Source organism: Halomonas sp. 328 (assembly GCF_015645095.1).
GTDB lineage: Bacteria > Pseudomonadota > Gammaproteobacteria > Pseudomonadales > Halomonadaceae > Bisbaumannia.
The window spans coordinates 35724-61327 of record NZ_JADOTW010000015.1; the positions used below are offsets into that span (position 1 = coordinate 35724).

General features: G+C 67.8%; 25 protein-coding genes. 7 read left to right on the plus strand and 18 right to left on the minus strand.

Annotation, left to right across the window (positions count from 1 at the left end):
- The first annotated feature begins 8 nt into the window (after positions 1 to 8).
- The 4 genes from aroC (at position 9) to phaC (ending at position 4136) form a co-directional block, all read left to right on the plus strand.
- On the plus strand, positions 9 to 1094 hold the full coding sequence (aroC, locus tag IHD13_RS09195; protein WP_195860747.1) for a chorismate synthase: 1086 nt from the start codon (positions 9 to 11) through the stop codon (positions 1092 to 1094).
- Between the two features lie 264 nt (positions 1095 to 1358).
- Positions 1359 to 1808, plus strand: coding sequence for a hypothetical protein (locus tag IHD13_RS09200; protein WP_195860748.1), 450 nt, complete (start codon positions 1359 to 1361; stop codon positions 1806 to 1808).
- A 110-nt stretch (positions 1809 to 1918) separates the two neighbouring features.
- Positions 1919 to 2275, plus strand: a complete 357-nt coding sequence (locus IHD13_RS09205; RefSeq protein ID WP_195860749.1) for a phasin family protein — start codon at positions 1919 to 1921, stop codon at positions 2273 to 2275.
- A gap of 31 nt (positions 2276 to 2306) precedes the next feature.
- Positions 2307 to 4136: a class I poly(R)-hydroxyalkanoic acid synthase gene (gene phaC / locus IHD13_RS09210; RefSeq protein WP_195860750.1), complete on the plus strand. Its 1830-nt coding sequence runs from the start codon at positions 2307 to 2309 to the stop codon at positions 4134 to 4136.
- 319 nt (positions 4137 to 4455) lie between these two features.
- Here the strand turns inward: phaC and IHD13_RS09215 are convergent, their stop codons facing one another.
- From IHD13_RS09215 to paaF, 13 genes are all read right to left on the minus strand, one after another.
- Positions 4456 to 4908, minus strand: coding sequence for a universal stress protein (locus IHD13_RS09215; RefSeq protein WP_195860751.1), 453 nt, complete (start codon positions 4906 to 4908; stop codon positions 4456 to 4458).
- On the minus strand, positions 4905 to 6308 hold the full coding sequence (locus tag IHD13_RS09220) for a hypothetical protein (RefSeq protein WP_195860752.1): 1404 nt from the start codon (positions 6306 to 6308) through the stop codon (positions 4905 to 4907). Before IHD13_RS09220 ends, IHD13_RS09215 begins: the two co-directional genes overlap by 4 nt.
- Positions 6309 to 6399: 91 nt before the next feature.
- Positions 6400 to 7473: a 1,2-phenylacetyl-CoA epoxidase subunit PaaE gene (gene paaE / locus IHD13_RS09225; RefSeq protein ID WP_195860753.1), complete on the minus strand. Its 1074-nt coding sequence runs from the start codon at positions 7471 to 7473 to the stop codon at positions 6400 to 6402.
- Between the two features lie 84 nt (positions 7474 to 7557).
- A complete protein-coding gene (paaD, locus tag IHD13_RS09230) occupies positions 7558 to 8100 on the minus strand; it encodes a 1,2-phenylacetyl-CoA epoxidase subunit PaaD (RefSeq protein ID WP_195860754.1) in 543 nt (180 codons plus the stop codon).
- A 17-nt stretch (positions 8101 to 8117) separates the two neighbouring features.
- Positions 8118 to 8912, minus strand: coding sequence for a 1,2-phenylacetyl-CoA epoxidase subunit PaaC (paaC, locus tag IHD13_RS09235; protein ID WP_195860755.1), 795 nt, complete (start codon positions 8910 to 8912; stop codon positions 8118 to 8120).
- 12 nt (positions 8913 to 8924) lie between these two features.
- Complete coding sequence (gene paaB / locus IHD13_RS09240; RefSeq protein ID WP_146804040.1) at positions 8925 to 9206, minus strand: 1,2-phenylacetyl-CoA epoxidase subunit PaaB; 282 nt, start codon at positions 9204 to 9206, stop codon at positions 8925 to 8927.
- A gap of 31 nt (positions 9207 to 9237) precedes the next feature.
- Positions 9238 to 10227 carry a 1,2-phenylacetyl-CoA epoxidase subunit PaaA gene (paaA, locus tag IHD13_RS09245; RefSeq protein WP_195860756.1) on the minus strand — a complete coding sequence of 330 codons (990 nt, stop codon included), beginning with the start codon at positions 10225 to 10227 and terminating at the stop codon, positions 9238 to 9240.
- Between the two features lie 379 nt (positions 10228 to 10606).
- Positions 10607 to 11920 carry a phenylacetate--CoA ligase PaaK gene (gene paaK, locus IHD13_RS09250; protein ID WP_195860757.1) on the minus strand — a complete coding sequence of 438 codons (1314 nt, stop codon included), beginning with the start codon at positions 11918 to 11920 and terminating at the stop codon, positions 10607 to 10609.
- Positions 11921 to 11955: 35 nt separating this feature from the next.
- On the minus strand, positions 11956 to 13161 hold the full coding sequence (gene pcaF, locus IHD13_RS09255) for a 3-oxoadipyl-CoA thiolase (protein ID WP_195860758.1): 1206 nt from the start codon (positions 13159 to 13161) through the stop codon (positions 11956 to 11958).
- Positions 13158 to 13625, minus strand: a complete 468-nt coding sequence (gene paaI / locus IHD13_RS09260; protein ID WP_195860759.1) for a hydroxyphenylacetyl-CoA thioesterase PaaI — start codon at positions 13623 to 13625, stop codon at positions 13158 to 13160. The genes pcaF and paaI overlap by 4 nt, the downstream gene beginning before the upstream one ends.
- On the minus strand, positions 13618 to 15153 hold the full coding sequence (gene paaH, locus IHD13_RS09265) for a 3-hydroxyacyl-CoA dehydrogenase PaaH (protein WP_195860760.1): 1536 nt from the start codon (positions 15151 to 15153) through the stop codon (positions 13618 to 13620). The genes paaI and paaH overlap by 8 nt, the downstream gene beginning before the upstream one ends.
- Before the next feature lies 1 nt (position 15154).
- On the minus strand, positions 15155 to 15946 hold the full coding sequence (gene paaG, locus IHD13_RS09270) for a 2-(1,2-epoxy-1,2-dihydrophenyl)acetyl-CoA isomerase PaaG (protein WP_195860761.1): 792 nt from the start codon (positions 15944 to 15946) through the stop codon (positions 15155 to 15157).
- 31 nt (positions 15947 to 15977) lie between these two features.
- Positions 15978 to 16751, minus strand: coding sequence for a 2,3-dehydroadipyl-CoA hydratase PaaF (gene paaF / locus IHD13_RS09275; protein WP_195860762.1), 774 nt, complete (start codon positions 16749 to 16751; stop codon positions 15978 to 15980).
- 386 nt (positions 16752 to 17137) lie between these two features.
- Here paaF and paaN point away from each other — a divergent pair, with 386 nt between their 5' ends.
- The 3 genes from paaN to IHD13_RS09290 all read left to right on the plus strand — a co-directional run bounded on the left by paaN (position 17138) and on the right by IHD13_RS09290 (position 20409).
- Positions 17138 to 18817 carry a phenylacetic acid degradation protein PaaN gene (paaN, locus tag IHD13_RS09280; RefSeq protein WP_195860763.1) on the plus strand — a complete coding sequence of 560 codons (1680 nt, stop codon included), beginning with the start codon at positions 17138 to 17140 and terminating at the stop codon, positions 18815 to 18817.
- A 174-nt stretch (positions 18818 to 18991) separates the two neighbouring features.
- Positions 18992 to 19627, plus strand: coding sequence for a phenylacetic acid degradation protein PaaY (gene paaY, locus IHD13_RS09285; RefSeq protein WP_195860764.1), 636 nt, complete (start codon positions 18992 to 18994; stop codon positions 19625 to 19627).
- Complete coding sequence (locus IHD13_RS09290; protein WP_195860765.1) at positions 19624 to 20409, plus strand: enoyl-CoA hydratase-related protein; 786 nt, start codon at positions 19624 to 19626, stop codon at positions 20407 to 20409. The genes paaY and IHD13_RS09290 overlap by 4 nt, the downstream gene beginning before the upstream one ends.
- A 79-nt stretch (positions 20410 to 20488) precedes the next feature.
- Here IHD13_RS09290 and paaX read toward each other — a convergent pair whose 3' ends face one another.
- The 5 genes from paaX to IHD13_RS09315 all read right to left on the minus strand — a co-directional run bounded on the left by paaX (position 20489) and on the right by IHD13_RS09315 (position 25521).
- Positions 20489 to 21415: a phenylacetic acid degradation operon negative regulatory protein PaaX gene (paaX, locus tag IHD13_RS09295; protein WP_195860766.1), complete on the minus strand. Its 927-nt coding sequence runs from the start codon at positions 21413 to 21415 to the stop codon at positions 20489 to 20491.
- A gap of 136 nt (positions 21416 to 21551) precedes the next feature.
- On the minus strand, positions 21552 to 23018 hold the full coding sequence (gene lnt / locus IHD13_RS09300; RefSeq protein ID WP_195860767.1) for an apolipoprotein N-acyltransferase: 1467 nt from the start codon (positions 23016 to 23018) through the stop codon (positions 21552 to 21554).
- A 42-nt stretch (positions 23019 to 23060) separates the two neighbouring features.
- Positions 23061 to 23927 carry an HlyC/CorC family transporter gene (locus IHD13_RS09305; protein WP_195860768.1) on the minus strand — a complete coding sequence of 289 codons (867 nt, stop codon included), beginning with the start codon at positions 23925 to 23927 and terminating at the stop codon, positions 23061 to 23063.
- Positions 23924 to 24442, minus strand: a complete 519-nt coding sequence (gene ybeY, locus IHD13_RS09310) for an rRNA maturation RNase YbeY (RefSeq protein WP_195860769.1) — start codon at positions 24440 to 24442, stop codon at positions 23924 to 23926. Before ybeY ends, IHD13_RS09305 begins: the two co-directional genes overlap by 4 nt.
- Entirely contained in the window at positions 24439 to 25521 is a 1083-nt protein-coding gene (locus IHD13_RS09315; RefSeq protein WP_195860770.1) for a PhoH family protein, read from the minus strand. Before IHD13_RS09315 ends, ybeY begins: the two co-directional genes overlap by 4 nt.
- Positions 25522 to 25604: the final 83 nt, after the last annotated feature.

The following is a 25604-nucleotide window of genomic DNA, read 5'->3' on the forward strand; positions in this document are numbered from 1 at the left end:
GAGAGCCCATGTCCGGCAATACCTTCGGTAAGCTGTTCACCGTGACCACCTTCGGCGAGAGCCATGGCCCGGCGCTGGGCGCCATCGTCGATGGCTGCCCGCCGGGGGTGCCGCTCTGCGAGGCGGACCTGCAGCGCGACCTGGATCGTCGCCGTCCGGGCACCTCCCGGCACACCACCCAGCGCCGCGAGCCCGACCGGGTGAAGATTCTCTCCGGGGTCTTCGAGGGCGTCACCACCGGCACCTCGATCGGCCTGCTGATCGAGAACACCGACCAGCGCTCCAAGGACTACTCCAATATCAAGGAGCAGTTCCGCCCGGCCCACGCCGACTACAGCTACCACCACAAGTACGGTCGCCGCGACTACCGGGGCGGCGGGCGCTCCAGCGCCCGGGAGACCGCCATGCGGGTGGCCGCCGGGGCCATCGCCAAGCAGTACCTGGCCGCCCAGGGCATCACCATTCGCGGCTACATGAGCCAGCTCGGGCCCCTCGCCATCGACTTCAAGAGCTGGGAAGCGGTGGAGCAGAACGCCTTCTTCTGCCCCGACCCGGAGCGGGTACCCGAGCTCGAGGCCTATATGGATCAGCTGCGCCGCGACCAGGACTCGGTGGGGGCGAAGATCAGCGTGGTGGCCGAGGGGCTGCCACCGGGGCTCGGCGAGCCGGTCTTCGATCGCCTGGACGCCGACCTGGCCCATGGGCTGATGAGCATCAATGCGGTGAAGGGCGTGGAGATCGGCGACGGCTTCGCCGCGGTCAGCCAGCGGGGCAGCGAGCACCGGGACGAGATGACCCCGGAGGGCTTCCTCTCCAACCACGCCGGGGGCGTGCTGGGCGGGATCTCCTCGGGACAGCCGTTGATCGCCCACCTGGCCCTGAAGCCCACCTCCAGCATCACCACGCCGGGGCGCTCCATCGATGTCCACGGCAACCCGGTGGAGGTGGTCACCAAGGGGCGCCACGATCCCTGCGTCGGCATTCGTGCCACCCCCATCGCCGAGGCGATGATGGCGCTGACCCTGATGGATCACTGGCTGCGCCATCGCGCCCAGAACGCCGAGGTTCGCGTCGAGACGCCGGTGCTGCGTTAACCCCCACCTTTCTCATCAAGGGGAGAGGTGCGAATGGGCAAGGGGCGCTGGGGGCAGGATGGAGCGGAGCGTCTTTTTCATGGACGAAAAAGTCGAGCGCCCAGGGAGGGGCTCACAGCGTCTCCGCGACGGCCTGCCCCCGGGGTAGCCCCGACCCTCCAGGCGTGATGATGTCTCTTGTGTCCCCGAGGGCGACCGCTAGACGGTCGCCTTTTGCGTGATGGCGGCGCTAGACTGGGAAGACCACTCCCAGCGAGGCACGCCATGAAGATTCATATCGAGTTCGACCTGACCCCCGCCGAGTTCCGCCAGGCCCTGGGCCTGCCCGATGTGGAGGCCTACCACCAGGCCGTGCTGGAGCGCATCAAGCAGCAGATGGAGGCCGGCGTCGAAGGCTATGATCCCCTCAGCCTGCTGCAACCCTTCCTCGATAACCCCTTGATGCCCGAGGCCTTCAAGCACGCCTTCCAGGGCCAGAAGGGCGCAGCCGGCCAGGGGAGCGGCTGGGAGCAGGGGCTGGCCGGTTTCGGTCACTACCAGCAAATGCTGATGGAGATGCTGCGCAAGGCCGCCTCCCAGGCCGGCAGCGCCGCACCCCACGCCGAGCCGCCGCCGGAATCTCCGGCCGGAAACGGTCCTGACCCCCAGGGCGGTGGCGACAAGGCGCCCAAGGGCAGCGCCAGCGCCGCCAGCGCTCGCCGCCGTCAGGGGTAGGAGACCACGGTTGCAAGGCGCGGCGCCTCGGACTACTCTGTCAGTGGCTTGTTGTGCAGTGCAGCAAGCGCCATGATCGCGCCCTTCACGGTGACGAAAGGAGTCTCGTTATGCAGGATCCGCTGTCCTCTCTCCCGGCCCCCCTGGCCGAGTCCCTCGCCTCCCTGAGTGCCCTGCAACGGCAGTCCCTGACCCGCTACGGCCAACTGGCCCAGGAGTCGTTCCAGGCCCTGACCGAGGCCGACTCCGCCGAGGCCCTGGCGGCTCGTCCCTGGCAGCTGGCCCAGCGAGTCCAGCACCAGTGGGTCGAGGATGCCCAGGCCCTGGGGGCCTGGGGAAACCAGTGTCAGCGGGCCTGGTTCGATGCCCTGGGCGAGGGCGCCGTCGCTCCCCGGACACCAGCCTCGCGGCAGGCCGCCGAGGGGCCCGCCCGGGCCACCAGCCGCGCCGCCCGGACCGCCAAGTAATTTCCGTCGAGACACTAACAAGGAGTCGGGGATGCAGTCAGACCAGAATGCCAGTGCCCAAGCGTGGGATGGCTGGAGCGAGCAGCTCGAGCGCATCGGCCAGGAGTACCAGGCGGTGCTCCAGGACCTGATGGCCCGGGCGGCCCCCAGCGAGGCCGCCAAGCAGGTCCAGGAAGACATGCGCGAGACCTTCCGCGCCGGCCTGGAGGCGCTGATGCGCGACCCCCAGGCGCTCTATGGTGCCCAGTGGCAGTTGATGCAGGATCAGTGGCAGCTCTGGCAACACAACCTGCGTCTGCTGGCCGGCGAAGAGGTCGAGCCGCTGGTCGCCCCGGCCAAGCATGACCGCCGCTTCAAGGACGAGGCCTGGCACCAGGAGCCCTTCTACCGGGCGCTGATGGAGCAGTACCTGCTCTTTTCCCGCCAGGTGGAGCAGCTGGTGCAGGGCCTCGACGGCCTGCCGCCCCAGCAGCAGCGCAACCTGGAGTTCTATGCCCGCCAGTACGTCAGCGCCGTGGCGCCGAGCAACTTCGTCACCACCAACCCCGAGGTGATGCGCCTGACCCTGGAGACCCAGGGCGAGAACCTGGTGGAGGGGCTGGCGCGGTTGCGCGAGGACCTGGCCAACTCGGCGGAAGGCATCAACGTGGCCATGACCGACCGGGAGGCCTTCCGCATCGGCGAGAACGTGGCGGTGACCCCGGGCTCGGTGGTCTACGAGAACGAGCTGATTCAACTGATCCAGTACACGCCCACCACCGAGACGGCGTTCAAGACGCCGCTGCTGGTGGTACCGCCCTGGATCAACAAGTACTACATCCTCGACCTTCGCGAGGACAACTCCCTGGTCAAGTGGCTGGTGGATCAGGGCCATACGGTGTTCCTGATCTCCTGGCGCAACCCGGGCCCGGCCCAGCGCGACCTGACCTGGGCCGACTACATGCAGCTGGGCCCCATCGCCAGCATGGAGGCCATCGAGTCGGCCTGCGGCGAAAAGTCGGTGAACCTGCTCAGCTACTGCATCGGCGGCACCCTGACCGCCTCCACCGTGGCCTACCTGACCAGCACCCGTCGCGGGCGCAAGGTCAAGTCGGTGACCTACATGGCCACCCTGCAGGACTTCAGCGACCCCGGCGAGATCGGCGTTTTCCTCAACGATACCGTGCTCTCCGGCATCGAGTGCCAGCTGGAGGCGGATGGCTACCTGGATGGCCGGGTGATGGCCTTCTCCTTCAACCTGCTGCGGGAGAACGACCTCTTCTGGTCCTTCTATGTCAGCAACTACCTGAAGGGGGAGCAGCCGGCGGCCTTCGACCTGCTCTACTGGAACACCGACGGCACCAACCTGCCGGCGGCCACCCACGGCTGGTACCTGCGCCATATGTACATGGAGAACCGGCTGATCGAGCCCGGTGGCATCGAGCTGGATGGGGTCAAGATCGACCTGCGCAAGATCTCCACCCCCAGCTACTTCGTCTCCACCCGGGAAGACCATATCGCCAAGTGGCAGAGCACCTATGGCGGCACCCAGCTGCCCAAGGGGCCGGTGACCTTCGTGCTGGGCGGCTCCGGGCATATCGCCGGGATCGTCAATCCGCCCCACAAGAACAAGTACGGCTACTGGACCAATGCCGAGCTGCCCGCCTCGCCGGAGGCCTGGCTGGAGGACGCCAGCTTCAACGAGGGGTCCTGGTGGCCCCACTGGCAGGCCTGGATGATCGACAACGGCTATGTGGATGCCGACAAGCGGGTCCCCGCCCGCCAGCCCGGCGAGGGCGAGCTGGATATCCTCGAACCGGCCCCGGGGCGCTATGTGCGCCAGACCATCCCCCAGGTGCTGGAAGAGCAGGGCGGCGCCTGAGCGCTCCCTGACGTGGCAAGACGAGGCCGCCCTTCGGGGCGGCCTCGTCGTTTGGGTGGGACATAAAAAAGGCTCTTCGCACTCTGGCGTGAATGCCGCCGTGGGAGCGCGGATTCCGCGCGATATCGCCCGAAGGGCGATCCTGGCTGCGACCAGGGGCGACTTCGTCGCCCAATCGTTCGGCATAGTCGGAGCGCCGAACCGCAAACTCCCACGATAGCAAGCCGGAATCATCCATGTTGTGGCTTCACGCTGATCTGCGATGAACCAAAAAAGCCAGGGGCCGCGATGGCACCCTGGCGAAACCCACGGTAGGGGGTTACTTGACGATCAGTACCGGGCAGGGCGCCAGTTGCGCCACCTTGTGGCTGACGCTGCCCAGCAGCAGCTCCTTGACGGTGCTCAGGCCGCGGCTGCCGATCACCAGCAGTTCCACCTCATGCTCGGCGGCACAGCGACACAGGGCATCGGCGGCCTCGCCTTCCAGTAGCAGGCTGCGGGGGGCGAGCCCCGCGTTCTTGGCGCGCGCCTGGGCCTTGGCCAGCAGGGCCTTGCCGGCCTCCCGGGCCTCCACCTGCAACGCCTCCCGGGCCCGATGGGCCTGGCCGCCGATATCGGCCACCAGGATCGGCGCCCCGTCCCCGTAGTGGGGCACGGCGGTGGCCAGCAGCAGCTCGGCCTCGTTCAGTCGGGCCTGCTCGAGGGCGGTGGCCAGTACCGCCTCGGCGTGGCGGGAGCCATCCAGGGCGGCGAGAATGCGACGGTAGCTCATGCGCGCTCTCCTTCGGCCGAGTAGGGAGCCTCCTGCTCCAGGGCGTCGGTGACATCCTCTTCCGCCACCGGCTCGGCGGCCTGTTCGCCCCCTCGGCCCAGCATCAGGAAGTAGAGCAGGATACCGGCGCCGATGCCCCAGGCAGGCCCCATCACCGCGGTCAGCATGCCGATGGTCAGTACCAGGCCCCGCTCGATATTGCCCTGCACCATGGCCATGGCCACATAGGCGCAGGCGAAGCCGGTCAGCACGAGGGTCACCGACAGGGCCACCGGCAGCATCGGCATGATCAGTCCCAGCACCGGCATCAAGAGCCCCAGGGGGATCGCCAGCAGATAGAAGTTGGTGGTGCCGGTGAACAGGGAGTCCATGACGGAGCGTCCCTTCTTGTAGCGCTCGATCAGGAACACCTGCACCCCGGTCCAGATCGGGCCATGCAGCATCACCAGGGGGCCGGCGGTGACCAGCTGGGCCAGGTTGCGGATCGCCAGCACATAGTGGCTGCGGGTATGGTCGATATCGAGCTTCTCGTCGCTGCGCGCCTTGTCGGCCCCCTTGAGCAGGGTATCCGCCACCAGCAGGTCGCCGAAGGCGAGGATATAGATCATCACGCCGATGGGGATGGCGCTGACGATCACGCCCCAGGAGGGCAGGCCCACCGACCAGGGCGCCAGGGTATCCAGGGTCTCGCGCACCGGCGGCACGAAGAGGCCCCACTGGATATCGAAGCGCAGTTCGCCGCTGATCAGGCCCACCACGCCGGCGGCCATAAAGGCGACCAGCAGGGCATTGGCGCCCACCAGCATCTTCAGGCGGGTATTGGGCAGCCGGGCGAAGGGGGTCGAGAACATCAGCGCCAGCACCACCACCCAAGCGGTGAGCAGGGTGAAGGGCATGCTTTCCAGGCGATTGAGCTCCGACTGGAAGGCGGCCACGGCGGCGCCCATGATGATCCCCGCCTTGAGGGTGGCGGGCACCAGGCGGTTGAAGCGCTCGCCGAGCCGGGTGATGCCGAAGAACAGGAACAGGAAGGAGACCACCAGGGTCACCGCGATCATGGCGCGTATCGCCTCGGGGCCGGGGCTGAAGTCGTTGAGGAAGATGATGGTCAGGGGCAGGCCCGCGGCGATGCCGCCGGCGGAGTAGACGTCCCCGAACAGGAAGGTCTGGGCGAAGACCCAGAAGAACATCACCAGCATCACCGTCCAGGCGATCTCGAAGGAGACGCCGAAGTACTGCATCAGCAGGGGCGCGGTGGCGCCACCGGTGGCCAGCAGCAGCAGGCCGCCCTGGAACTGGGTGCTGGGGGTCAGGTCGACGTGGATCCCGGGGATGCGCAGGGTGAAGCGGCCCCACTTGATTCCCGGGTGCACGGCGCCGTGCGGGCGTTGGCTAGGCATAGGGTGTCGTCAGCGTTGGGAGTGTCGTTATCGGTGGGCAGCCCCGCCCCGGGAGTGGGGCGGGGGAGTCGCGGCGCTTAGTGGTCGGCGCTTAGTGGTCGAAGTTCAGGACCACCTTGTCGCTGACCGGGAAGCACTGGCAGCTCAGCACCATGCCGGCCTCGATCTCGTAGTCTTCCAGGGCGTAGTTGGCGTCCATCTCCACCTCGCCTTCCACCACCTTGGCCAGGCAGGTGGAGCAGACCCCGGCCTTGCAGGAGTAGGGCAGGTCGGCGCCATGCTCGTTGCCGGCATCGAGGATGCTCTGGGTGTTCCTGGGCAGGTCGAACTCCAGGGTGCGGCCGTCGATCATCACCTTGATATGCGAGCTCTCGGGGGCCACCTGGCCGACGCCGGCCTGGGGGCGACGGGCGCTGGCGTTGGGGCGGGTGCCGAAGAGCTCCAGGTGGATGCGCTCGGCGGGCATCTTGTGCTCCTTGAGCACGTCCCGCACGGTCTCGGACATGGCCTGGGGGCCACACAGGAAGGCCGCGTCCAGCTCGGTCACGTCCAGCCAGCGGCTGAAAATGGTATGACACTTCTCGGCATCGATGATGCCGTTGTAGAGGTCGATGTCCTGCTCCTCGCGGTTGAAGACGTGGATCAGGTTGAGGCGCTCCATATGGCGGTTCTTCAGGTCCAGGAGCTTCTCGCGGAACATGGTGGTGGCGGTGGAGAAGTTGCCATAGAGCAGGGTGAAGCGGCTCTCCGGCTCGGTCTCCAGGGTGGTGCTGATGATCGACAGGATCGGTGTGATACCGCTACCGGCGGCTACCGCCAGGTAGTGGCCCTTGCGGCTCGGGTCCAGGGGCACGAAGAACTTGCCCTGGGGCGGCATCACTTCCAGGGTGTCGCCCACCTTCAGCGACTCGTTGGCGAAGGTAGAGAAGGCGCCGCCGGGCACCAGCTTGACCGCCACACGAATCTCGCCCTCATGGATGCCGGTGCAGATGGAGTAGGAGCGACGCACCTCCTCGCCGGCGAGTTCATGGCGCAGGGTCAGGTACTGGCCCTGGGTGAACTGGAAGGCCTCGTGGAGCGCCTCGGGAACCTCGAAGGCGATGGAGACGGCGTCACGGGTCTCGCGGCGGACTTCCTTGACGACCAGGGGGTGGAATCGGCTCATAGTAATCTCTCGTCGATCGCGTGCCGGCTTGAGGCACATGAAGTTGTCGCGGGGGCCCGGGCAGGCATCGCCCTCAGGCCGGGCTCATAGGCACTTGAAGTAGTCGAAGGGCTCGAGGCAGCTGCGGCACTTGTAGAGCGCCTTGCAGGCGGTGGAGCCGAACTCGCTGACCCGCTCGGTCTCGAGGCTGCCGCACTGGGGGCAGGGCACCTGGGGCTCCGGGCCCAGCAGGCTACGCTTGCTGGCGCTGCCCACCGGCGGGGCGATGCCGTAGGCGCGCAGTTTGTCGCGTCCCTCGGCGGTGATCCAGTCGGTGGTCCAGGCCGGCGACAGGCGTCGCTCGATCCGCGGATCCGCGTAGCCGGCGGTGACCAGGGCGCGATGGATCGCCTCCTCGATCACCTCGGTGGCGGGACAGCCGGAGTAGGTGGGGGTGACGGCCACGCTCAGGCGCCCCTCCACCCAGCTCACCTCGCGCACGATGCCCAGTTCCACCACGCTGACCGCGGGCACTTCCGGGTCGAGCACCTCCTGCAGCACCGCCATCACGGCGGCCACATCGCCCTCGGCGCCGGCCGGGGGCAGGCCCCCACGATCGCTATCGATCAGCTGAATGGCATCGGACATCGTGAATCTCCTATTGCTTACCAGACGGTGGCGTCCGGGTAGGCCCGCGGCAGCGCCTGCATCTCCGCCAGCAAGAAGCCCAGGTGCTCGGTGTGGTGGCCCTGCTTGCCGCCACGGTACATCCAGGCATCGAAGGGCGGGCGGGCCAGGGTGGCCTCGTCCAGCACCTGCTCGACGGTGGCGCGCCAGCTGGCGGTGAGGGCCTCGGGGTCGGGGGCGATGCCCGCCTCGCGCATGGCCTCGTCCACCCCGTCGAACTCGGTCAGCTCGCCGGTGAAGCGCCACAGGAGCTCGATGGCCCGCTGCATGCGCGCATGGCTCTCTTCGGTGCCGTCGCCCAGGCGGCGCACCCACTCGGCGGAGCGGCGCAGGTGGTAGGTCGCCTCCTTGAGGGACTTGGCGGCAATCTCGGCGACCCGCGGATCCTTGGCCTCCACCAGGCCGGTCAGCAGGTGGTAGTGCCAGGCATCGAACAGGAACTGACGGCCGAGGGTCACGGCGAAGTCGTCATTGGGCTGCTCGACGATAAGCAGGTTGCGGAAGTCCTGGGCGTCGCGGCGGAAGGCCAGGTGGTCGGCGTCGACCTCACCCTGGCTGCCGTCGGCGCTGATCAGCTCGGCGGCATAGCCGAGCCAGTGGCGGGCCTGGCCGAAGAGGTCGAGGCCCACGTTGAGCAGCCCCATCTCCTCTTCGAGGGCCGGCGCATGGCCACACCATTCGGCGTGGCGCTGGCCGAGGATCAGGGCGTTGTCGCCGAGGCGCAGCAGGTATTCCACCAGCGCTGACTGGGACGTCTGTGACACGTTTTCCATGATTCCCACCCCTTACATGTGGCCGACTTCGTCCGGCAGCTCGTAGAAGGAGGCGTGGCGGTAGACCTTGTCCTGGGACGGGTCGAACAGCGGCTCCTTCTCGTCCGGGGCGGAGGCGGTGATCTCCTTGGCGGGCACCACCCAGATGCTGACGCCTTCGTTGCGGCGAGTGTAGAGCTCGCGGGCATTTTCCAGGGCCATGCGGCGATCCGCGGCATGCACGCTACCCACGTGCTTGTGGCTCAGGCCGTGCTTGCTGCGCACGAAGACTTCGTAAAGGGGCCAATCTGCCATGGTCATATCCTCTTGAATTCGGGGGTGGCTATCAGGCGGCCTGGCGGGCGCGCTGCTTGGCGGCATAGGCCTTGGCGGCCTCGCGAACCCAGGCACCGTCATCGATGGCCTGCTTGCGGGTCTCGATGCGCTCGCGGTTGCAGGGGCCGTTGCCCTTGAGCACGTCGAAGAATTCGGTCCAGTCGATCTCGCCGAAGTCGTAGTGACCGCGCGCCTCGTTCCACTTCAGGTCCGGGTCCGGGGCGGTGCAGCCCAGGAACTCCAGCTGGGGAATGGTCTGGTCGATGAAGCGCTGACGCAGCTCGTCGTTGCTGTGACGCTTGATCTTCCAGGCCATGGACTGGGCGCTGTTGGGGGAGTCGGCGTCGCTGGGGCCGAACATCATCAGCACCGGCCACCAGAAGCGGTTGATGGAGTCCTGCACCATCGCCTTCTGCTCGTCGGTGCCGCCCTGCATCAGGTCCAGCAGGATCTGGTAGCCCTGGCGCTGGTGGAAGCTCTCCTCCTTGCAGACGCGGATCATGGCGCGGGAGTAGGGGCCATAGGAGGTGCGCTGCAGGGGCACCTGGTTGACGATGGCGGCGCCATCCACCAGCCAGCCGATGGTGCCGATATCGGCCCAGCTCAGGGTCGGGTAGTTGAAGATGCTGGAGTACTTCACCTTGCCGTCGTGGAGCTTCTCGATCTCCTCGTCCCGGTCGGCGCCCAGGGTTTCCATGGCGCTGTAGAGGTAGAGGCCGTGGCCCGCCTCGTCCTGGATCTTGGCCATCAGCTGCAGCTTGCGCTTGAGGGTCGGGGCCCGGGTCAGCCAGTTGCCTTCCGGCAGCATGCCGACCACTTCCGAGTGGGCGTGCTGGGAAATCTGGCGGATCAGCGTCTTGCGGTAGCCGTCCGGCATCCAGTTCTTGGGCTCGATCTTGATCTCGGCGTCGATGCGCTCCTGGAAGGCGCGCTCCTCGGCGCTCATCTCTTCCAGATCCTTGAGGCGCTTGGCGCCGGTATCGACCAGCTGTGCGTACATGGGTGACCTCCAGTGACGGGTCGGGGAATCGGACCTTGTTGATCTAACCTAGAGTTTAGTGACACGAAAAAATAAATCAATAAATAAAAAGCGTGTCGCTTTTAGACCTTTGGCTAGGATGGCTCAGATGAGTTAGCGAGATGCCGGGAGAAGCATAAAAAAGCGCCGCCCGGCGAGGCCGGACGGCGCCAAATACGATAGGGGGGAGCTAGGACGACGACAGCTTGCCTTGCGGTACGGGGCTACCCTGGGGGCAGGCTATCGCGGGGCGCTGTGAACCCCTCCCTGGGCGCTACTTTTGCCATCCCTGGCATCGGACCCCCGCACCATCCTGCCCCCAGCGCCCCTCGGCTATTCCCAGCGCGATCACTCGGTCAGGCTAGCGCAGATCCTTGACGCGCTTGGCCTTGCCGACGGAGCGCATCACTTCCTCGACGCCACACACCTCGATCTTGGTGCTGATGCCCACATAGGTCTTGATGCCGTGCTGCAGCGCCTTGGCGAGCTGCTCGCAGGCGGCGCTGTCCTTGGCTACCTCGTTGCTGCAGGCCTCGACGCGCACCCGCACCATGTCCATGTTGCCCTGGCGACTCACCTCGATCTCGTAGTGGGGCGAGAGGCGCTCCACCTTGAGGATCTGCTCCTCGATCTGGGTGGGGAAGACATTGACCCCGCGGATGATCAGCATGTCATCGCTGCGCCCGGTGATCTTGTCGATACGACGCATCGGACGGGAGGTGCCCGGAAGAAGGCGTGTCAGATCCCGGGTGCGGTAGCGGATGATCGGCAGGGCTTCCTTGGTCAGGGAGGTGAAGACCAGCTCGCCGTACTCGCCGTCCGGCAGTACCTCGCCGGTGACCGGGTCGATGATCTCCGGGTAGAAGTGATCTTCCCAGATGGTCGGGCCGTCCTTGGTCTCCAGGCACTCCATGCCGACCCCCGGCCCCATCACCTCGGAGAGGCCATAGATGTCCAGGGCGTCGATGCCCAGGCGCTGCTCCAGGGCGGTGCGCATGTCGTTGGTCCAGGGCTCGGCGCCGAAGATCCCGACGCGCAGGGCCAACTGGCGGGGGTCGAGGCCCTGGCGCTCCATCTCGTCGGCGATATTGAGCATGTAGGAGGGGGTGACCATGATGATGTCCGGATCGAAATCGCGGATCAGCTGCACCTGTTTCTCGGTCTGGCCGCCGGACATGGGGATCACGGTGCAGCCCAGGCGCTCGGCGCCGTAGTGGGCGCCGAGGCCGCCGGTGAAGAGGCCATAGCCGTAGGCCACGTGCACCTTGTCCTCGGGACGGCCGCCGGCGGCGCGAATCGAGCGGGCCACCACGTCGGCCCAGGTGTTGATGTCATTCTGGGTGTAGCCCACCACGGTGGGCTGGCCGGTGGTGCCGCTGGAGGCGTGCACCCGCACCACGTCGCGCATCGGCGTGGCGAACATGCCGAAGGGGTAGTTGTCGCGCAGATCCGCCTTGGTGGTGAAGGGCAGCTTGCCGAGATCCGCCAGGGAACGAATGTCCTCCGGGTGGATGCCGGCCTTGTCGAAGGCCTGGCGATAGAAGGGCACGTTGTCGTAGGCGTGCTTCAGGCTCCACTGCAGGCGTTTGAGCTGAGTGGCGCGCAGCTCGTCGATGCTGGCGGTTTCCATCGGGTCGAGGTTGGCGATGGGGCGAACCTTGGTCTGAATCGTCATGGGGTGTCTCCAGGCGGCAGGGATATCGTTATGGGTCACAGGCGCTCGATGATGATGGCGATGCCCTGGCCCACGCCGATGCACATGGTGCACAGCGCGTAGCGTCCCTGGCGGGCCTCGAGTTCATGCAGCGCGGTGGTGATCAGGCGGGCGCCGCTCATGCCCAGCGGGTGGCCGAGGGCGATGGCGCCGCCGTTGGGGTTGACGTGTTCGGCGTCGTCGGCAAGGCCCAGGTCGCGGGTCACCGCCAGGGCCTGGGCGGCGAAGGCTTCGTTGAGCTCGATCACGTCCATCTGCTCGAGGGTCAGGCCGGTCTGGGCCAGCACCTTGCGGGTGGCCGGGGCGGGACCGAAGCCCATGATGCGCGGCTCGACGCCGGCGGTGGCCATGCCGACCACTCGCGCGCGGGCCTTGAGGCCGAAGCGTTCCGCCTGGGCCCGGGAGGCCAGCAGCAGGGCGCAGGCCCCGTCATTGACCCCGGAGGCGTTGCCGGCGGTGACGCTGCCGCCCTCGCGGAAGGGGGTGGGCAACTTGGCCAGTTGCTCGGCGGTGGTGGAGGCGCGGGGGTGCTCGTCGGTATCGATGACCAGCGGCTCCTGCTTGCGGCGGGGCACTTCCACCGGAGTGATCTCCTGGGCCAGGCGGCCGCGCTCCATGGCGGCGGCGGTGCGCTGCTGGCTGCGCAGGGCGAAGGCATCCTGGTCTTCCCGGGAGATATGGAACTGCTCGGCCACGTTCTCGGCGGTCTCCGGCATGGAGTCGATGCCGAACTGGGCCTTCATCTGACGGTTGACGAAGCGCCAGCCGATGGTGGTGTCATGGATCTCGGCGCTACGCGAGAAGGCCTGCTCGGCCTTGCCCATCACGAAAGGCGCCCGGGACATGGACTCCACGCCGCCGGCCAGCATCAGGCCCGCCTCGCCGGCCTTGATGGCCCGGGCGGCGTAACCTACCGCGTCCATGCCGGAGCCGCACAGGCGGTTCAGGGTGGTGCTGGGCACCTCCACCGGCAGGCCCGCCAGCAGCGCCGACATGCGCGCTACGTTGCGGTTGTCCTCGCCGGCCTGGTTGGCGCAGCCGTAGATGATGTCGTCGAGCTGGGACCAGTCCACGGAGGCGTTGCGGGCCATCAGGGCGCGCATCGGAATGGCGCCCAGGTCGTCGGCGCGCACCGGGGCGAGGGCACCGCCGTAGCGACCGATGGGGGTGCGGATGGCGTCGATGATATAGGCGTCGTTCATGCTGGGTCCTCTGCGGCGGTGGTTTCCTCGAGGCGGCGTACGCTGCCGCGGATCTTGTAGGAGCGGCCCCGAAACAGGGCGATGGCGTCACCGTGCTGGTTGCGGATGGTGATGTCGTAGACGCCGGTGCGGCCGCGGCGGCTCTGCTCCTCGGCGGTGGCGGTCAGCACATCGCCCTCCCAGGCCGGGCCCAGGTAGTCGATGCTGCAGCCCGAGGCCACGGTGGCCTCGTCGTAAGTATTGCAGGCGAAGGCGAAGGCGGAGTCGGCCAGGGTGAAGATATAACCGCCGTGGCAGTTGCCGTGGCCCTGCACCATGGTGTCGCGCACCGTCATGCGCATCACCGCCTGGCCCGGGGCTACCGAGACGATCTCCATGCCCAGCGCCTGGCTGGCGCCGTCACGGGCGAACATCGACTCGGCGCAGGCCTCGGCGAGCTGTTGCGGGGTCAGGGATTCACTCATGGAAACGCTCCTCGGCGATGGCCTTGCGGCGCAGCAGGAAGGCGGCGCGGTAACGATCCTGGCCGTAGCTCTGCTGCAGGTGGGTCAGGGTGCGGTGCACATAGCCAAGGCCCAGGGCTTCCGCCCAGGCCAGGGGGCCGCGGGGGTAGTTGACCCCGGCCTGCATGGCCAGGTCGCCATCGGCGGCGCTGCAGACGCCCTGATGCACCGCATCGGCGGCCTCGTTGGCGAGCATCGCCACGGTGCGCAGTACCACCAGGCCCGGGGTGTCGTCGACCCAGGCCACGGACAGGCCGAGACGCTGGAAGAAGGCGGCGGCGACGGCCCGCTGGGCCTCATCGGTGGCGGCGCTGGCGGCCAGGGCGATGGCGCTGGCCTCGGCATAGTCGAGGCAGAGGTCGAAGAGCACCAGGCTTTCCAGGCGCTCGTCGGCGGCCCGCTCGCTGGCGCAGCGGCCGTCGCTCAGCGCCAGGGTCAGCTCGCCCAGGCGCAGGGTCGGCAGGGCCTCGGCGTCCTGGGCCGGATGCTGCACCAGCTCGAGGCCGGCGGCCTCGGCGCGTTCGACCAGCGGGGCCAGGAAGCCCGCCTCGCCTTCCACCACCAGCGGCGGCAGGTCGGCGTGGGCCGGGGCGGCGAAGCGCGGCGCCGGCTTGTCGGCGCCTTTCCGATAGTCGTAAAAGCCCTGGCCGCTCTTGCGGCCCAGGCGGCCGGCCTCCACCAGGGCCAGCTGCACCAGGGAGGGCTCGAAGCGAGTGTCGCCATAGTAGGCGTCGAACACCGAGCGGGTGACGGCGTAGTTGACGTCATGGCCGATCAGGTCCATCAGCTCGAAGGGGCCCATGCGGAAGCCGCCGGCCTGGCGCAGCAGGGCGTCCAGGGTGGCGGCATCGGCGGCGCCTTCCTGCAGCAGGCGCAGGCCTTCCGCATAGAAGGGGCGGGCCACCCGGTTGACGATAAAGCCCGGGGTGGAGCTGGCGTGCACCGGGGTCTTGCCCCAGGCGCTCGCGGTGGCGTAGAGGGTCTCGGCGATGGCCGGCTCGGTGGCCAGGCCGGAGATGATCTCCACCAGCTTCATCACCGGTGCCGGATTGAAGAAATGCAGGCCGGCCAGGCGCTCGGGGCGAGCCAGTTGGGCGCCAATGGAGGTGATGGAGAGCGAAGAGGTGTTGCTGGCGAGGATCGCCGTCTCGCCGCAGATCGCCTCGAGGCGGGCGAACAGCTCCCGCTTGACCTCCAGGTTCTCGACGATGGCCTCCACCACCAGGCCGCAGCCGGCGAAGTCGTCCAGGCTGGCCGCCGGGCTGAGGCGGTCGATCACCGCCTCCACCGCTTCCTGGGTCAGCTTGCCCTTGGCCACGCGTTTCTCGAGCTGGGTACGAATGCCGGCGATGCCGGCCTCGGCGGCGCCATCGCGGGTGTCATGGAGGCGTACCGGGTGACCGGCCTGGGCCGCCACCTGGGCGATACCGGCGCCCATGGCGCCCGCGCCGACCACGCCTACCACAGTATGGGTGTCGAGTGCGGACATCTTATTCCCCTTTGAACTCTGGCTTGCGCTTTTCCATAAAGGCGCTGACGCCTTCCCGGTAGTCGCTGGTGCGGCCGGCCAGGCGCTGCAGGTCCCGCTCCAGGTCGAGCTGCTCGTCGAAGCCGTTGTCGTCGCTGGCGTGCAGGGCGCGCTTGATATAGGCCAGGCCCTGGGTGGGCTGGGTGGCCAGATGGCGGGCCAGGCTCAGGGCCTCGTCGGCCAGGGCCTCGTCGTCCACGCAGCGCCAGATCAGGCCCCACTGCTCGGCCTGTTCGGCGCCGAGCTTGTCGCCCAGCATGGCCAGCCCCTTGGCGCGGGCCATGCCCACCAGGCGCGGCAGGCTCCAGGTGCCGCCGGAGTCGGGAATCAGGCCGATCTTGCAGAAGGCCTGGATAAAGCTGGCGGAGCGCGCCGCCAGCACGATGTCGCAGGCCAGGGCGATATTGGCGCCGGCGCCGGCGGCCACGCCATTCACCGCACAGACGGTGGGGAAGGGCAGGTCACGCAGGGTGCGCAGCATGGGGTTGTAGCGCTTCTCCAGGGACTCGCCCAGGTCCGGCGCCTCGGCGCCGGGGGCCACGTTGCGGTCGGAGAGGTCCTGGCCGGCACAGAAGCCGCGACCGTTACCGGTCAGCAGCAGCACGCGCACGCTCTTGTCCTGGCGCACCGCCTTGAGCGCCTCGCGCATGGCGGCGTGCATCTCGCCATTGAAGCTGTTGAGGCTGTCGGGACGGTTGAGGGTGATGCGGGCGATACCCGCGTCCACGGAATAGAGCAGGGGCTGATCGGTCATGGCGCTGTCCTTCTGTCGTCAAAGCGGGGCGTTAGCGTCCGGTAAACTGGGCGCGACGTTTTTCCTGGAAGGCCTTGATGCCCTCCTCGCGATCGGCGGTGCCGGCCAGCACGGTAAAGGCGTGACGCTCGAAGCGCAGGCCGGTGGCCAGGTCGGTGTCCAGGGCCTTGTGCAGGGCCTCCTTGGCCAGGCGTACCGCCAGGGGGGCCTTCTCGGCGATGCGCTCGGCGATGGCGGTGGCGCGCTCGACGGTCAGCTCCGGCGGGGTGATCTCGCTGATCAGTCCCGCTTCCAGGGCACGGCGGGCGGAGATCGGCTCGCCGGTCAGCACCATCTGGGTGGCCAGGGCCTGGCCCACCGCCCGCACCAGGCGCTGGGTACCGCCAGCGCCGGGCATGATGCCCAGATTGATCTCCGGCTGGCCGAACTTGGCGTCCTCGCCGGCGATACGGATGTCCGCATGCATGGCCAGCTCGCAGCCGCCGCCCAGGGTGAAGCCGTTGATGGCGGCGACGATGGGCTTGGAGAAGCGGGCGATGGCGGCCCAGTGGCGCTGACGGGGATCGTCGAGCATGCCCACCAGGTCGCGCTCGGCCATCTCGTTGATATCGGCGCCGGCGGCGAAGGCGCGGCGGCTGCCGGTGAGCACCACGGCGCGGATGGCATCATCCCGGTCGGCGCTGGCCAGCACCTCGGCCAGTTCGCCCAGCAGGGCCGTATTCAGGGCGTTGAGGGCCTCGGGGCGGTGCAGGGTGATACGCAGCACACCCCGCTGGGGGCCTTCGAGTTGCAGCAGATTCGGCATGGTTCCTCGATTCGGCTCGGATGCCGTGAAAGCGATACATAAAGAGCGATGATGACGTCGAGTATAGGAATTTTTTGATACGCATCAATGATGCATTTTCTCTATCCTTGTATCGTGTTTCTCGAGGGTTGTAATAAAAACCTCGTAAAAACAGCCTCTTAATATCGCCCTTGTCGCTGGGTTTCCGGCCCTTATACCATGGTCGAAGGGGAGGGGGCTGACGAGTGATCTGGTGGTAAAACCCCGGAAAAACAGTCATGTGGCGATCGGGGTCGGGGAGTCGCACGGGGCGTCATTGGCCCGTGGCGATTGATGTTTCGTTACGCTATGGATAGTCTTTGGAGATATCGCGTATCAAAATATCCTCCCTGAGTCAGGAGTCCCCCATGACCCAGCAAGCCCAGCAGTTCTTCGAGCGCCACCGTGACACCCTCGAGGGCGCCGTCCAGGCCATCCACTCCCGCGAGTTCTGGACCCCCTATTCCGAGAGCCTCAAGAAGTACGACGAGGAAGCCGTCAAGAACGCGCCGGCCGCCTTCGAGGCGCTGTGCAAGCAGCACTTCACCCTGGCCAGCCCCGGCGCCACCAAGCGCGTCGGTGCCGAGGTCTCCCCCTACGGCTTCGAGCTGGGCATCACCTATGACCAGCCCGACACCGCGGCGCTGATCGATGCCATGCAGGCGGCCATGCCCGCCTGGCGCGACGCCGGTGCCCAGGCGCGGGTCGGCGTCTGCCTGGAGATCCTGGCGCGCCTCAATGCCCAGAGCCCGCTGATCGGCCAGGCAGTGATGCACACCAGTGGCCAGGCGCCGATGATGGCCTTCCAGGCCGGCGCCCCCCACGCCCAGGATCGCGGCCTGGAAGCCGTCACCTATGCCTGGCAGGCCATGGCTCAGGTGCCGGAGACCGCCCAGTGGGTCAAGCCCCAGGGCAAGCACGGCCCGCTGGTGATGAACAAGCGCTTCCATATCGTGCCCCGCGGCATCTCCCTGGTGGTGGCCTGCTCCACCTTCCCCACCTGGAACACCTACCCGGGCCTGTTCGCCAGCCTGGCCACCGGCAACCCGGTGGTGATCAAGCCCCACCCGGGCGCCATCCTGCCGGTGGCGATGACCGTCAAGATCGCCCAGGACGTGCTCAGCGAGGCGGGCTTCGACCCGGCCCTGGTGGCCCTGGCCCCGGACAGCCTCGAGGCACCGGTGACCAAGGAGCTGGCCCTGAACCCGTCGGTCAAGCTGATCGACTTCACCGGTTCCAACGCCTTCGGCGAGTGGCTCGAGCAGAACGCCACCCAGGCCCAGGTGTTCACCGAGAAGGCCGGCATCAACAGCGTGATCATCGATAGCGTCGCCGACCTCAAGGCGGTGACCCGCAACCTGGCCTTCACCCTGAGCCTCTACTCCGGCCAGATGTGCACCACCACCCAGGCGATCTACGTGCCCAAGGGCGGCATCGAGACCGCCGACGGCCACATGAGCTTCGATCAGGTGGCCGGGGCCCTGGCCAAGGCCGTGGAGAAGTTCCTCGGCGATAACGACCGCGCCTGCGCCGTGCTGGGCGCCATCCAGGCGCCGGCCACCGCCGAGCGTATCGAGGCCTGCCGCGAGCTGGGCGAGGTGCTGCTGGACAGCGAGGCCCGCGAGCATCCGCAGTTCCCCAAGGCGCGCATCCGCACCCCGCTGCTGCTCAAGGTGGACGCCAGCCAGCGCGACGCCTTCAGCGAGGAGCGCTTCGGCCCGATCAGCTTCGTGATCGCCACCGACAGCACCGCCCACAGCATCGAGCTGGCCCGGGAAGTGATCACCGAGAAGGGCGCCATCACCCTCGGCGCCTACACCACCGATGAGACCGTGGCGGAGCAGTTCGAGCAGCTGGCCATGGACGTGGCCGCGCCCCTGTCGCTGAACCTGGACGGTGGCGTCTTCGTCAACCAGTCCGCGGCCTTCAGCGACTTCCACGCCACCGGCGGCAACCCGGCGGCCAACGCCTCCCTGTGCGACCAGGCCTTCGTGACCCGGCGTTTCGTGGTGGTGCAGAGCCGTCGCCACGCCCCGGCCGAGGCCTGAGGGTAACCGATGCCTGCGTTAGCCCGTCCCGAGACGGGCTAACGTGACCTGTTAGCCTCAGGGCTATCGCAGTTGGACTGGCTTGAGGGGCCTTGCCCCCAGGAAAGCCCCGAGCCTCAAAGCGGAAGGTTGCAAACTGCGATAGCCCCGCTTTTAGCCTAAGGAGTTCCCACCATGCCCTGCTATCGCCTCGAGGGAGTCACCCCGGTGGTGCATCCCAGCGCCTATGTTCACCCCACCGCGGTGCTGATCGGCGACGTCATCGTCGGCCCCAACTGCTATGTGGGACCCGGTGCCGTGATGCGCGGCGACTTTGGCCAACTGGTGCTGGAGGAGGGGGCCAACCTGCAGGACACCTGCGTGATGCACGGCTTCCCCGGCTGCGTCACCAAGGTGGAGCAGGACGGTCATATCGGCCATGGCGCCGTGCTGCATGGCTGCGTGATCAAGCGTGACGCCATGGTCGGCATGAACGCCGTGGTGATGGATGGCGCCGTGATCGGCGAGCGCTCCATCGTCGCCGCCGCCGCCTTCGTCAAGGCCGGCTTCGAATGCCCGCCCCAGTCCCTGGTGCTGGGCTCCCCGGCCCAGGTCAAGCGTGAGCTCAGCGACCAGGAAGTGGCCTGGAAGCAGCAGGGCACCCGGGAGTATCAGCGCCTGGTGGGGCGCTGCCGGGAGCAGATGGAGGCCTGCGAGCCGCTCAGCGAGCTCGATGCCGACCGCCCGAGTCTCGATGCCGGCAGCACCGCGCCCAAGGGCACGACCCATGCCCCCAAGAGCCAGCGTCAAAATAGCGAGGAAAGCGCATGAGTTACGACTATCTCCAGGTGACCCGCCAGGGGCGGGTCGGGGTGATCCGCCTGGATCGTCCCCAGGCCTATAACGCCCTGTGCAACGGCCTGGTGGCCGAGCTGGGTCGGGCCCTGGATGCCTTCGATGCGGATGCCGAGATCGGCGCCATCGTGCTGACCGGGGGCGACAAGGTGTTCGCCGCCGGGGCCGATATCGGCGAGATGCTCGACCGGGACATGGCCGGCCTGCAGGCCGAGGACTTCCCCTTCGCCGCGGATGGCGGCTGGGCGGCCCTGGAGCGCTGCCGTACCCCGGTGGTGGCGGCGGTGGCCGGTTACGCCCTGGGCGGTGGCTGCGAGATGGCCATGGCCTGCGACCTGATCCTGGCCGCCGATAGCGCCAAGTTCGGCCAGCCCGAGGTGAAGATCGGCACCATGCCCGGCGCCGGCGGCACCCAGCGCCTGGTGCGCGCCATCGGCAAGGCCAAGGCCATGGAATTGTGCCTGACCGGGCGCATGATGGACGCCGAGGAGGCCGAGCGCGCCGGCCTGGTGTGCCGGGTGGTGCCCGCCGGCGAGCTCGAGGCCGAGGCCCTGGCCCTGGCCACCACCATCGCCGGACACTCGGCGCCGGTGGTGCGGCTGATTCGCGAGTCGGTGAACCAGGCCTTCGAGAGCCCGCTGCAGGCGGGGCTGACCTTCGAGCGCCGCGCCTTCCAGAGCACCTTCGCCTTCGAGGATCGCCGGGAGGGCATGACCGCCTTCGCCGAGAAGCGCAAGCCCAGCTTCCGGCACAAATAAGCCGGGCCCCGCACGAAAAACGCCCGCCGGCGATGATGCCGGCGGGCGTTTTTTATGGAGGCTCGATCCGACTTGAGGGTCAGTCCAGGCCGCCGAAGCGCTGGTAGAAGCTGGCGGCGGGGGCGGGCAGGGGCCCTTCGGCGGTCTCCAGGTGACGGTCGAGCCAGCGCTCGGCGCCCCGGTAGATCTCCCGATAGATGTTGCGGCACAGCTGGCGGGCGTTGCGGCCCTCCCAGGCGGTGGGCAGCAGCTCCTCGGGGAGCTGGGGGTCGCGCAGCTGCACCTTGCGGTACTCGTGGATCAGCAGGGTGCGGGCGATAAAGGCGTCCTGGTCGCCGAGGGTGTGGCCCTCGCTGAGCGCCTTCCAGAGCGGGCGGAACTGGGCCAGGAAACGGCTGTAGCTCTCGGCCAGCTGGTCCAGGTTCCAGCTCTCGCGCACCTGCAGGCGTAGCGCCTTGGGAGCCAGGGGTTCGCTGGCCTCGCTATGCAGGACGATGGTCTCTTCCGCCACGCCCAGCTCCTGGAGCACGCCCAGGGCCTCGCTGCGGTGCATGCGCGGGTGGGCGAGCACGCCATTGGCGAAGGCGCCGAAGCCGAGCCATTCCAGCTCCTCCTTGGCCTTGGTGCGTTCCGCGGTCGCCAGCTGGCTGAGGAAGACCAGGGTCCAGCCGCCGTCCCAGGCTTCGCCATTGCCGTAGTAGACCCGCTTGAAGGCCTGCTCGAAGCGGCGCCGACCGGGGCCGCTGAGGCTGTAGTAGCTGCGTCGGCCGGTCTTCTCGCCCTGCAGCCAGGTCTCCCGGGTCAGGCGGTAGACCGAGGTGCGCACCAGGCGCTCGTTGATGCCGATGGGCTCCAGCAGCTGGGAGATGCTGCCCAGCCAGACGGTGCCGCCGCGGGGCACGATGGCGTCGCCGTAGAGGGTGACAATCAGCGAGCCGGAGCGCAGCGGGCGCCGGTTCTGGAAACTCTCGATCAAAGAGGCGACACACTCGGTAGCTGACATCATGACATTCTGGTCTTTATTGGAGTTGGTATAGAGTTTAACGATTCCAATAGTTTGGCGCCGACAAACCCGTATCACAGGGGAAGAACCACGCTAACATGATACGGGAGTGTGGCGGTATCTATCTTTCGCAGTGGGGTTAAGCGCGGCGGGCCAGGCGCAGCCCGGGCAGCACCAGCAGGGCGGCCAGCAGCCAGGCAGGCCAGCTGCCGGTGCGGGTGAAGGGCGTCAGGCCCTGCATGCCCTGCACCTCGCCCACCAGGCTGGCCACCTCGAACTGGGGGGCCCGATCCACCAACCGGCCCTGGGGATCGATCAGGGCGGTGATGCCATTGCTGGTGGCGCGCATCACGTAGCGGCCGTTCTCCAGGGCCCGCAGGCGGGCCATCTGCAGGTGCTGCTGGGGGCCGATGGAGGCGCCGAACCAGGTGTCATTGGAGACGGTGAGCAGGATGTCCGCATCGCGGGCGCGGCTGGCCACCAGGTCGGGGTAGATGATCTCGTAGCAGATGGCGTTGCCCAGGGTGAGGCCGGCGGCGCGCATGGGGGCCTGGCGGTCGGGGCCCGGGTGCAGCGCCGGCATGGGCAGGTCGAAGAAGGCGATGGCGCCGCGCAGCAGGCCCTCCAGGGGCAGGTACTCGCCGAAGGGCACCAGGTGCGCCTTGCGGTATTCGCCCTCCACCTCGCCCAGGCCCACCACGGCGTTGTAATAGCGGTTGTCGGCGTCGCGCTGCAGGATGCCGCTGAGCAGGGCGGTGTTCGGGGCCAGGTTGGACTGCACCCGTTCGAAGATCGGCCGGGCCTGATCCTCGAACATCGGCAACGCCGCCTCGGGCCAGACGATCAAGTCGATGTCGTCGTCCTGCTCCAGGGTCAGGCGGCTATAGGTGTTGGCCGCCACCCGCTGGCCCTCCGGGGTCCATTTGATCAACTGATCCAGGTTGCCCTGCAGCAGGGCGACCCGGCGGGGCTCGCCGGTCGGTTCGCTCCACTGGCGGGGCAGTACCAGCACGGCCAGCCAGAGCACGGCGACGATGGCCCCGGCGGCCCAGCGCCGGCGCAGCAGTTCGACCCCCAGGCTGCCGGTGAGGGCGGTGATCAGCGACAGCAGGTAGACCCCGCCGATGGGGGCCCAGGGGGCCAGGGGCGAGTCGACCTGGGCACTTCCCAGCAACAGCCAGGGGAAGCCGGTGAAGGCGTAGGTGCGCAGCACCTCGCCCAGCACCCAGGCGCCGGCGAAGCCGAAGGCGGCGAGCCGTGGCCCGGTCAGGCGCCGGTAGAGCCAGAAGGTGACGGCGTGGAAGAGCGCCAGGCCGGTGACGAAGAGGCCGGTCAGGAAGAGCGCCAGGGGCACCCCGGTGTAGCCGTAGTCGTGGATCGACACATAGACCCAGGAGGCGCCGCTGCCGAACAGGCCGAGGCCATAGCACCAGCCCTTCATGGCCGCCTGGCCCGGGGTCAGGGCATGGATGCCCAGGTACATCAGGCCGGCGGCCACCGGGCCCAGCCACCAGAGCTCGAAGGGGGAGGCGGTGAGGGTGGTCAGGCCCCCGGCCAGCAGGGCCAGCAGATAGGCGTGCCAGGGGAGCAGGCGCAACTCGCTCATCGATGCGTTCCTTGTCGAAGATGATTCCTTGGTGGCGCCGGGTCAGTCGTCCTCGGCCTCGCAGGGTTCCGCCTGAAGCAGGCGGATGCGGCGATTGTCCGCGTTGAGCACGGTGAAGCGCCAGCCGCCCAGGTCGGTGAACTCGCCGCGCCGGGGCAGGTGGCCGAAGCGCTGCATCACCAGGCCCCCCAGGGTATCGAATTCCTCGTCGGGGAAGCGGGTCTCGAAGCGCTCGTTGAAGTCCTCGATGGGGGTCAGGGCGCGGATGGCGAAGCGCCCCTCGCCCAGCTCGCGAATATCCTCCTCCTCGTCGATATCGTGCTCGTCCTCGATATCGCCGACGATCTGCTCGAGGATGTCCTCGATGGTCACGATGCCTGCGGTGCCGCCGTATTCGTCCACCACCACCGCCATATGGTTGTGGGTGTCGCGGAACTCCTTGAGCAGGCTGTTGAGTCGCTTGGACTCCGGCACGAACATCGCCGGGCGCAGCACCTGGCGCAGGTCGAGGCCGTCGCGCTCCTCCGAGGTGCGGCACAGCAGCGGCAGCAGGTCCTTGACCAGCAGGATACCGAGCACCTCGTCGAGGTTCTCGCCCACCACCGGATAGCGGGAGTGACCGGTTTCGAGGATCACCGGCAGGTAATCCTCCAGGGGCTGGTCGATGGCGATGGCGGTGACCTGGGAGCGGGGGATCAGGACCTCGCGGACCTGCTGGTCATTGATCTGCAGGGCGCCCTCGATGATGGTCAGGGCATCCTGCTCCAGGCGCAGGCGGGAGCCGGCTTCGCGCAGGAAGAGCAGCAGCTCGTCCCGGGAACTGGGCTCGTCGTTATCGGGGGAAAAGGCGCTGAACAACTTATCGAGCCAGGACTTGTTGCCCTGGCTACTCGATCGGTCTTCGCTCATGCGTCGGGTCTCGTGTCCTCGATAGAAGGCGCGCCGGGCGCCGGGTCGGATGCCGTGTAGGGGTCCGGGAAGCCCAGCTCGGCGAGGAGGGTCACCTCCAGGGCTTCCATGCGTTCGGCCTCGTCATCCTCTATGTGGTCATGGCCCAGCAGATGCAAGGTGCCGTGCACCACCATATGAGCGTAGTGAGCCACCAGCGGCTTGTCCTGCTCGTCGGCCTCGCGGGCCACCACCGCATGGCAGATCACCAGGTCGCCGAGCAGCGGCAGGCTGACCCCCGGCGGGCTCTCGAAGGGGAAGGAGAGCACATTGGTCGGCGTGTCCTTGCCGCGGTAGTCGCGGTTGAGGGCCTGGCTCTCCTCGCCATCGACGAAGCGCACCGTCAGTTCGTGATCGGCGGCCTCGGGGAAATGGGCCAGCACGGCGCCGACCCAGGCGGCCAATTGACCCTCATCGGGCAGGCTGGCCCGGGCGTCGGCGTCGGTCACGGCCACCTGGCGGTCGATCTCGCTCATTGGTCGGCATCCCCGGCCTTGTCACTGGCCTGGCCGGCCTGCTGGCGCTCCCGGGCCTCGCGGCGGGCCTCCTTGCGGGCGCGCTCCTCGGCCTCCTGCTCCGCCTCGAAGCGGTCATAGGCCTCGATGATCCGCTGCACCATGGGGTGGCGCACCACGTCCTTGGCGGCGAAGTGGGTCACGCCGATACCGGCGGTGCCCTTGAGCACCTCGAGGACCTGGATCAGCCCCGAGCTCTGGCCCCGGGGCAGGTCCACCTGGGTCACGTCGCCGGTGATCACCGCGGTGGAGCCGAAGCCGATCCGGGTCAGGAACATCTTCATCTGCTCGCGGGTGGTGTTCTGGCTCTCGTCGAGGATGATGAAGGAATTGTTGAGGGTACGGCCGCGCATGTAGGCGAGTGGCGCGATCTCGATGATCTGGCGCTCGATCAGCTTGCCTACCTGCTCGAAGCCGAGCATCTCGTAGAGGGCGTCATAGAGCGGGCGCAGGTAGGGGTCGATCTTCTGGGCCAGGTCGCCGGGCAGGAAGCCGAGCTTTTCGCCGGCCTCTACCGCCGGGCGTACCAGCAGGATGCGCCGCACCTGCTGCTGGTTGAGGGCCTCCACCGCCGCGGCCACCGCCAGGTAGGTCTTGCCGGTCCCGGCCGGGCCGATACCGAAGTTGATATCGTGGTTGCGGATGCTCGACACATAGCCCTGCTGGTTCTGGCCGCGGGGCTTGATCACCACCTTGGGGGTGCGCAGCAGCACCTCCTGGTCGTCCAGGCTCCCTTCGTCCTCTTCCAGGGCCTCGAGGCCCGACTCCTGCAGGAAGAGGTGCACGGTGTCCGGCGACAGCTCGTCGACCTCGGCCTCCCGGTAGAGGTGCTCGAGCACATTGGCGGCGGCCTTGACCCGGGCGCCGGGGCCGGCCAGCTGGAAGGTGTTGCCGCGGTTGCGCAGGGTCACCCCGAGGCGGGATTCCACCAGCTTGAGGTGCTCGTCGCGCTGGCCGCAGAGATTGGCCAGGCGCAGCGGGTCGTTGGGCTCGAGGTTGAGGGTGATGATGCGATTGGCCTGGGAACTGTGTTGGCTCAAGAGCAGAGGGTCCTTGGCAGGGGGAATGCGATGAGCTTAAAGCCCCGGACGGTGCCGGGGCAATGCCTGGGTGCGGCCCTGGA

What these genes read in the sequence shown, in the direction of transcription:
- paaN (WP_195860763.1), top strand. Translation starts at nt 17,138, where the DNA reads ATGACCCAGCAAGCCCAGCAGTTCTTCGAGCGCCACCGTGACACCCTC.
- paaI (WP_195860759.1), bottom strand. Translation starts at nt 13,625, where the DNA reads ATGAGTGAATCCCTGACCCCGCAACAGCTCGCCGAGGCCTGCGCCGAG.
- pcaF (WP_195860758.1), bottom strand. Translation starts at nt 13,161, where the DNA reads ATGAACGACGCCTATATCATCGACGCCATCCGCACCCCCATCGGTCGC.
- paaX (WP_195860766.1), bottom strand. Translation starts at nt 21,415, where the DNA reads ATGATGTCAGCTACCGAGTGTGTCGCCTCTTTGATCGAGAGTTTCCAG.
- IHD13_RS09290 (WP_195860765.1), top strand. Translation starts at nt 19,624, where the DNA reads ATGAGTTACGACTATCTCCAGGTGACCCGCCAGGGGCGGGTCGGGGTG.
- IHD13_RS09200 (WP_195860748.1), top strand. Translation starts at nt 1,359, where the DNA reads ATGAAGATTCATATCGAGTTCGACCTGACCCCCGCCGAGTTCCGCCAG.
- paaY (WP_195860764.1), top strand. Translation starts at nt 18,992, where the DNA reads ATGCCCTGCTATCGCCTCGAGGGAGTCACCCCGGTGGTGCATCCCAGC.
- paaK (WP_195860757.1), bottom strand. Translation starts at nt 11,920, where the DNA reads ATGACGATTCAGACCAAGGTTCGCCCCATCGCCAACCTCGACCCGATG.
- paaD (WP_195860754.1), bottom strand. Translation starts at nt 8,100, where the DNA reads ATGTCCGATGCCATTCAGCTGATCGATAGCGATCGTGGGGGCCTGCCC.
- paaF (WP_195860762.1), bottom strand. Translation starts at nt 16,751, where the DNA reads ATGCCGAATCTGCTGCAACTCGAAGGCCCCCAGCGGGGTGTGCTGCGT.
- paaH (WP_195860760.1), bottom strand. Translation starts at nt 15,153, where the DNA reads ATGTCCGCACTCGACACCCATACTGTGGTAGGCGTGGTCGGCGCGGGC.
- ybeY (WP_195860769.1), bottom strand. Translation starts at nt 24,442, where the DNA reads ATGAGCGAGATCGACCGCCAGGTGGCCGTGACCGACGCCGACGCCCGG.
- IHD13_RS09220 (WP_195860752.1), bottom strand. Translation starts at nt 6,308, where the DNA reads ATGCCTAGCCAACGCCCGCACGGCGCCGTGCACCCGGGAATCAAGTGG.
- paaB (WP_146804040.1), bottom strand. Translation starts at nt 9,206, where the DNA reads ATGGCAGATTGGCCCCTTTACGAAGTCTTCGTGCGCAGCAAGCACGGC.
- paaC (WP_195860755.1), bottom strand. Translation starts at nt 8,912, where the DNA reads ATGGAAAACGTGTCACAGACGTCCCAGTCAGCGCTGGTGGAATACCTG.
- IHD13_RS09205 (WP_195860749.1), top strand. Translation starts at nt 1,919, where the DNA reads ATGCAGGATCCGCTGTCCTCTCTCCCGGCCCCCCTGGCCGAGTCCCTC.
- paaG (WP_195860761.1), bottom strand. Translation starts at nt 15,946, where the DNA reads ATGACCGATCAGCCCCTGCTCTATTCCGTGGACGCGGGTATCGCCCGC.
- aroC (WP_195860747.1), top strand. Translation starts at nt 9, where the DNA reads ATGTCCGGCAATACCTTCGGTAAGCTGTTCACCGTGACCACCTTCGGC.
- paaE (WP_195860753.1), bottom strand. Translation starts at nt 7,473, where the DNA reads ATGAGCCGATTCCACCCCCTGGTCGTCAAGGAAGTCCGCCGCGAGACC.
- paaA (WP_195860756.1), bottom strand. Translation starts at nt 10,227, where the DNA reads ATGTACGCACAGCTGGTCGATACCGGCGCCAAGCGCCTCAAGGATCTG.
- lnt (WP_195860767.1), bottom strand. Translation starts at nt 23,018, where the DNA reads ATGAGCGAGTTGCGCCTGCTCCCCTGGCACGCCTATCTGCTGGCCCTG.
- IHD13_RS09305 (WP_195860768.1), bottom strand. Translation starts at nt 23,927, where the DNA reads ATGAGCGAAGACCGATCGAGTAGCCAGGGCAACAAGTCCTGGCTCGAT.
- phaC (WP_195860750.1), top strand. Translation starts at nt 2,307, where the DNA reads ATGCAGTCAGACCAGAATGCCAGTGCCCAAGCGTGGGATGGCTGGAGC.
- IHD13_RS09215 (WP_195860751.1), bottom strand. Translation starts at nt 4,908, where the DNA reads ATGAGCTACCGTCGCATTCTCGCCGCCCTGGATGGCTCCCGCCACGCC.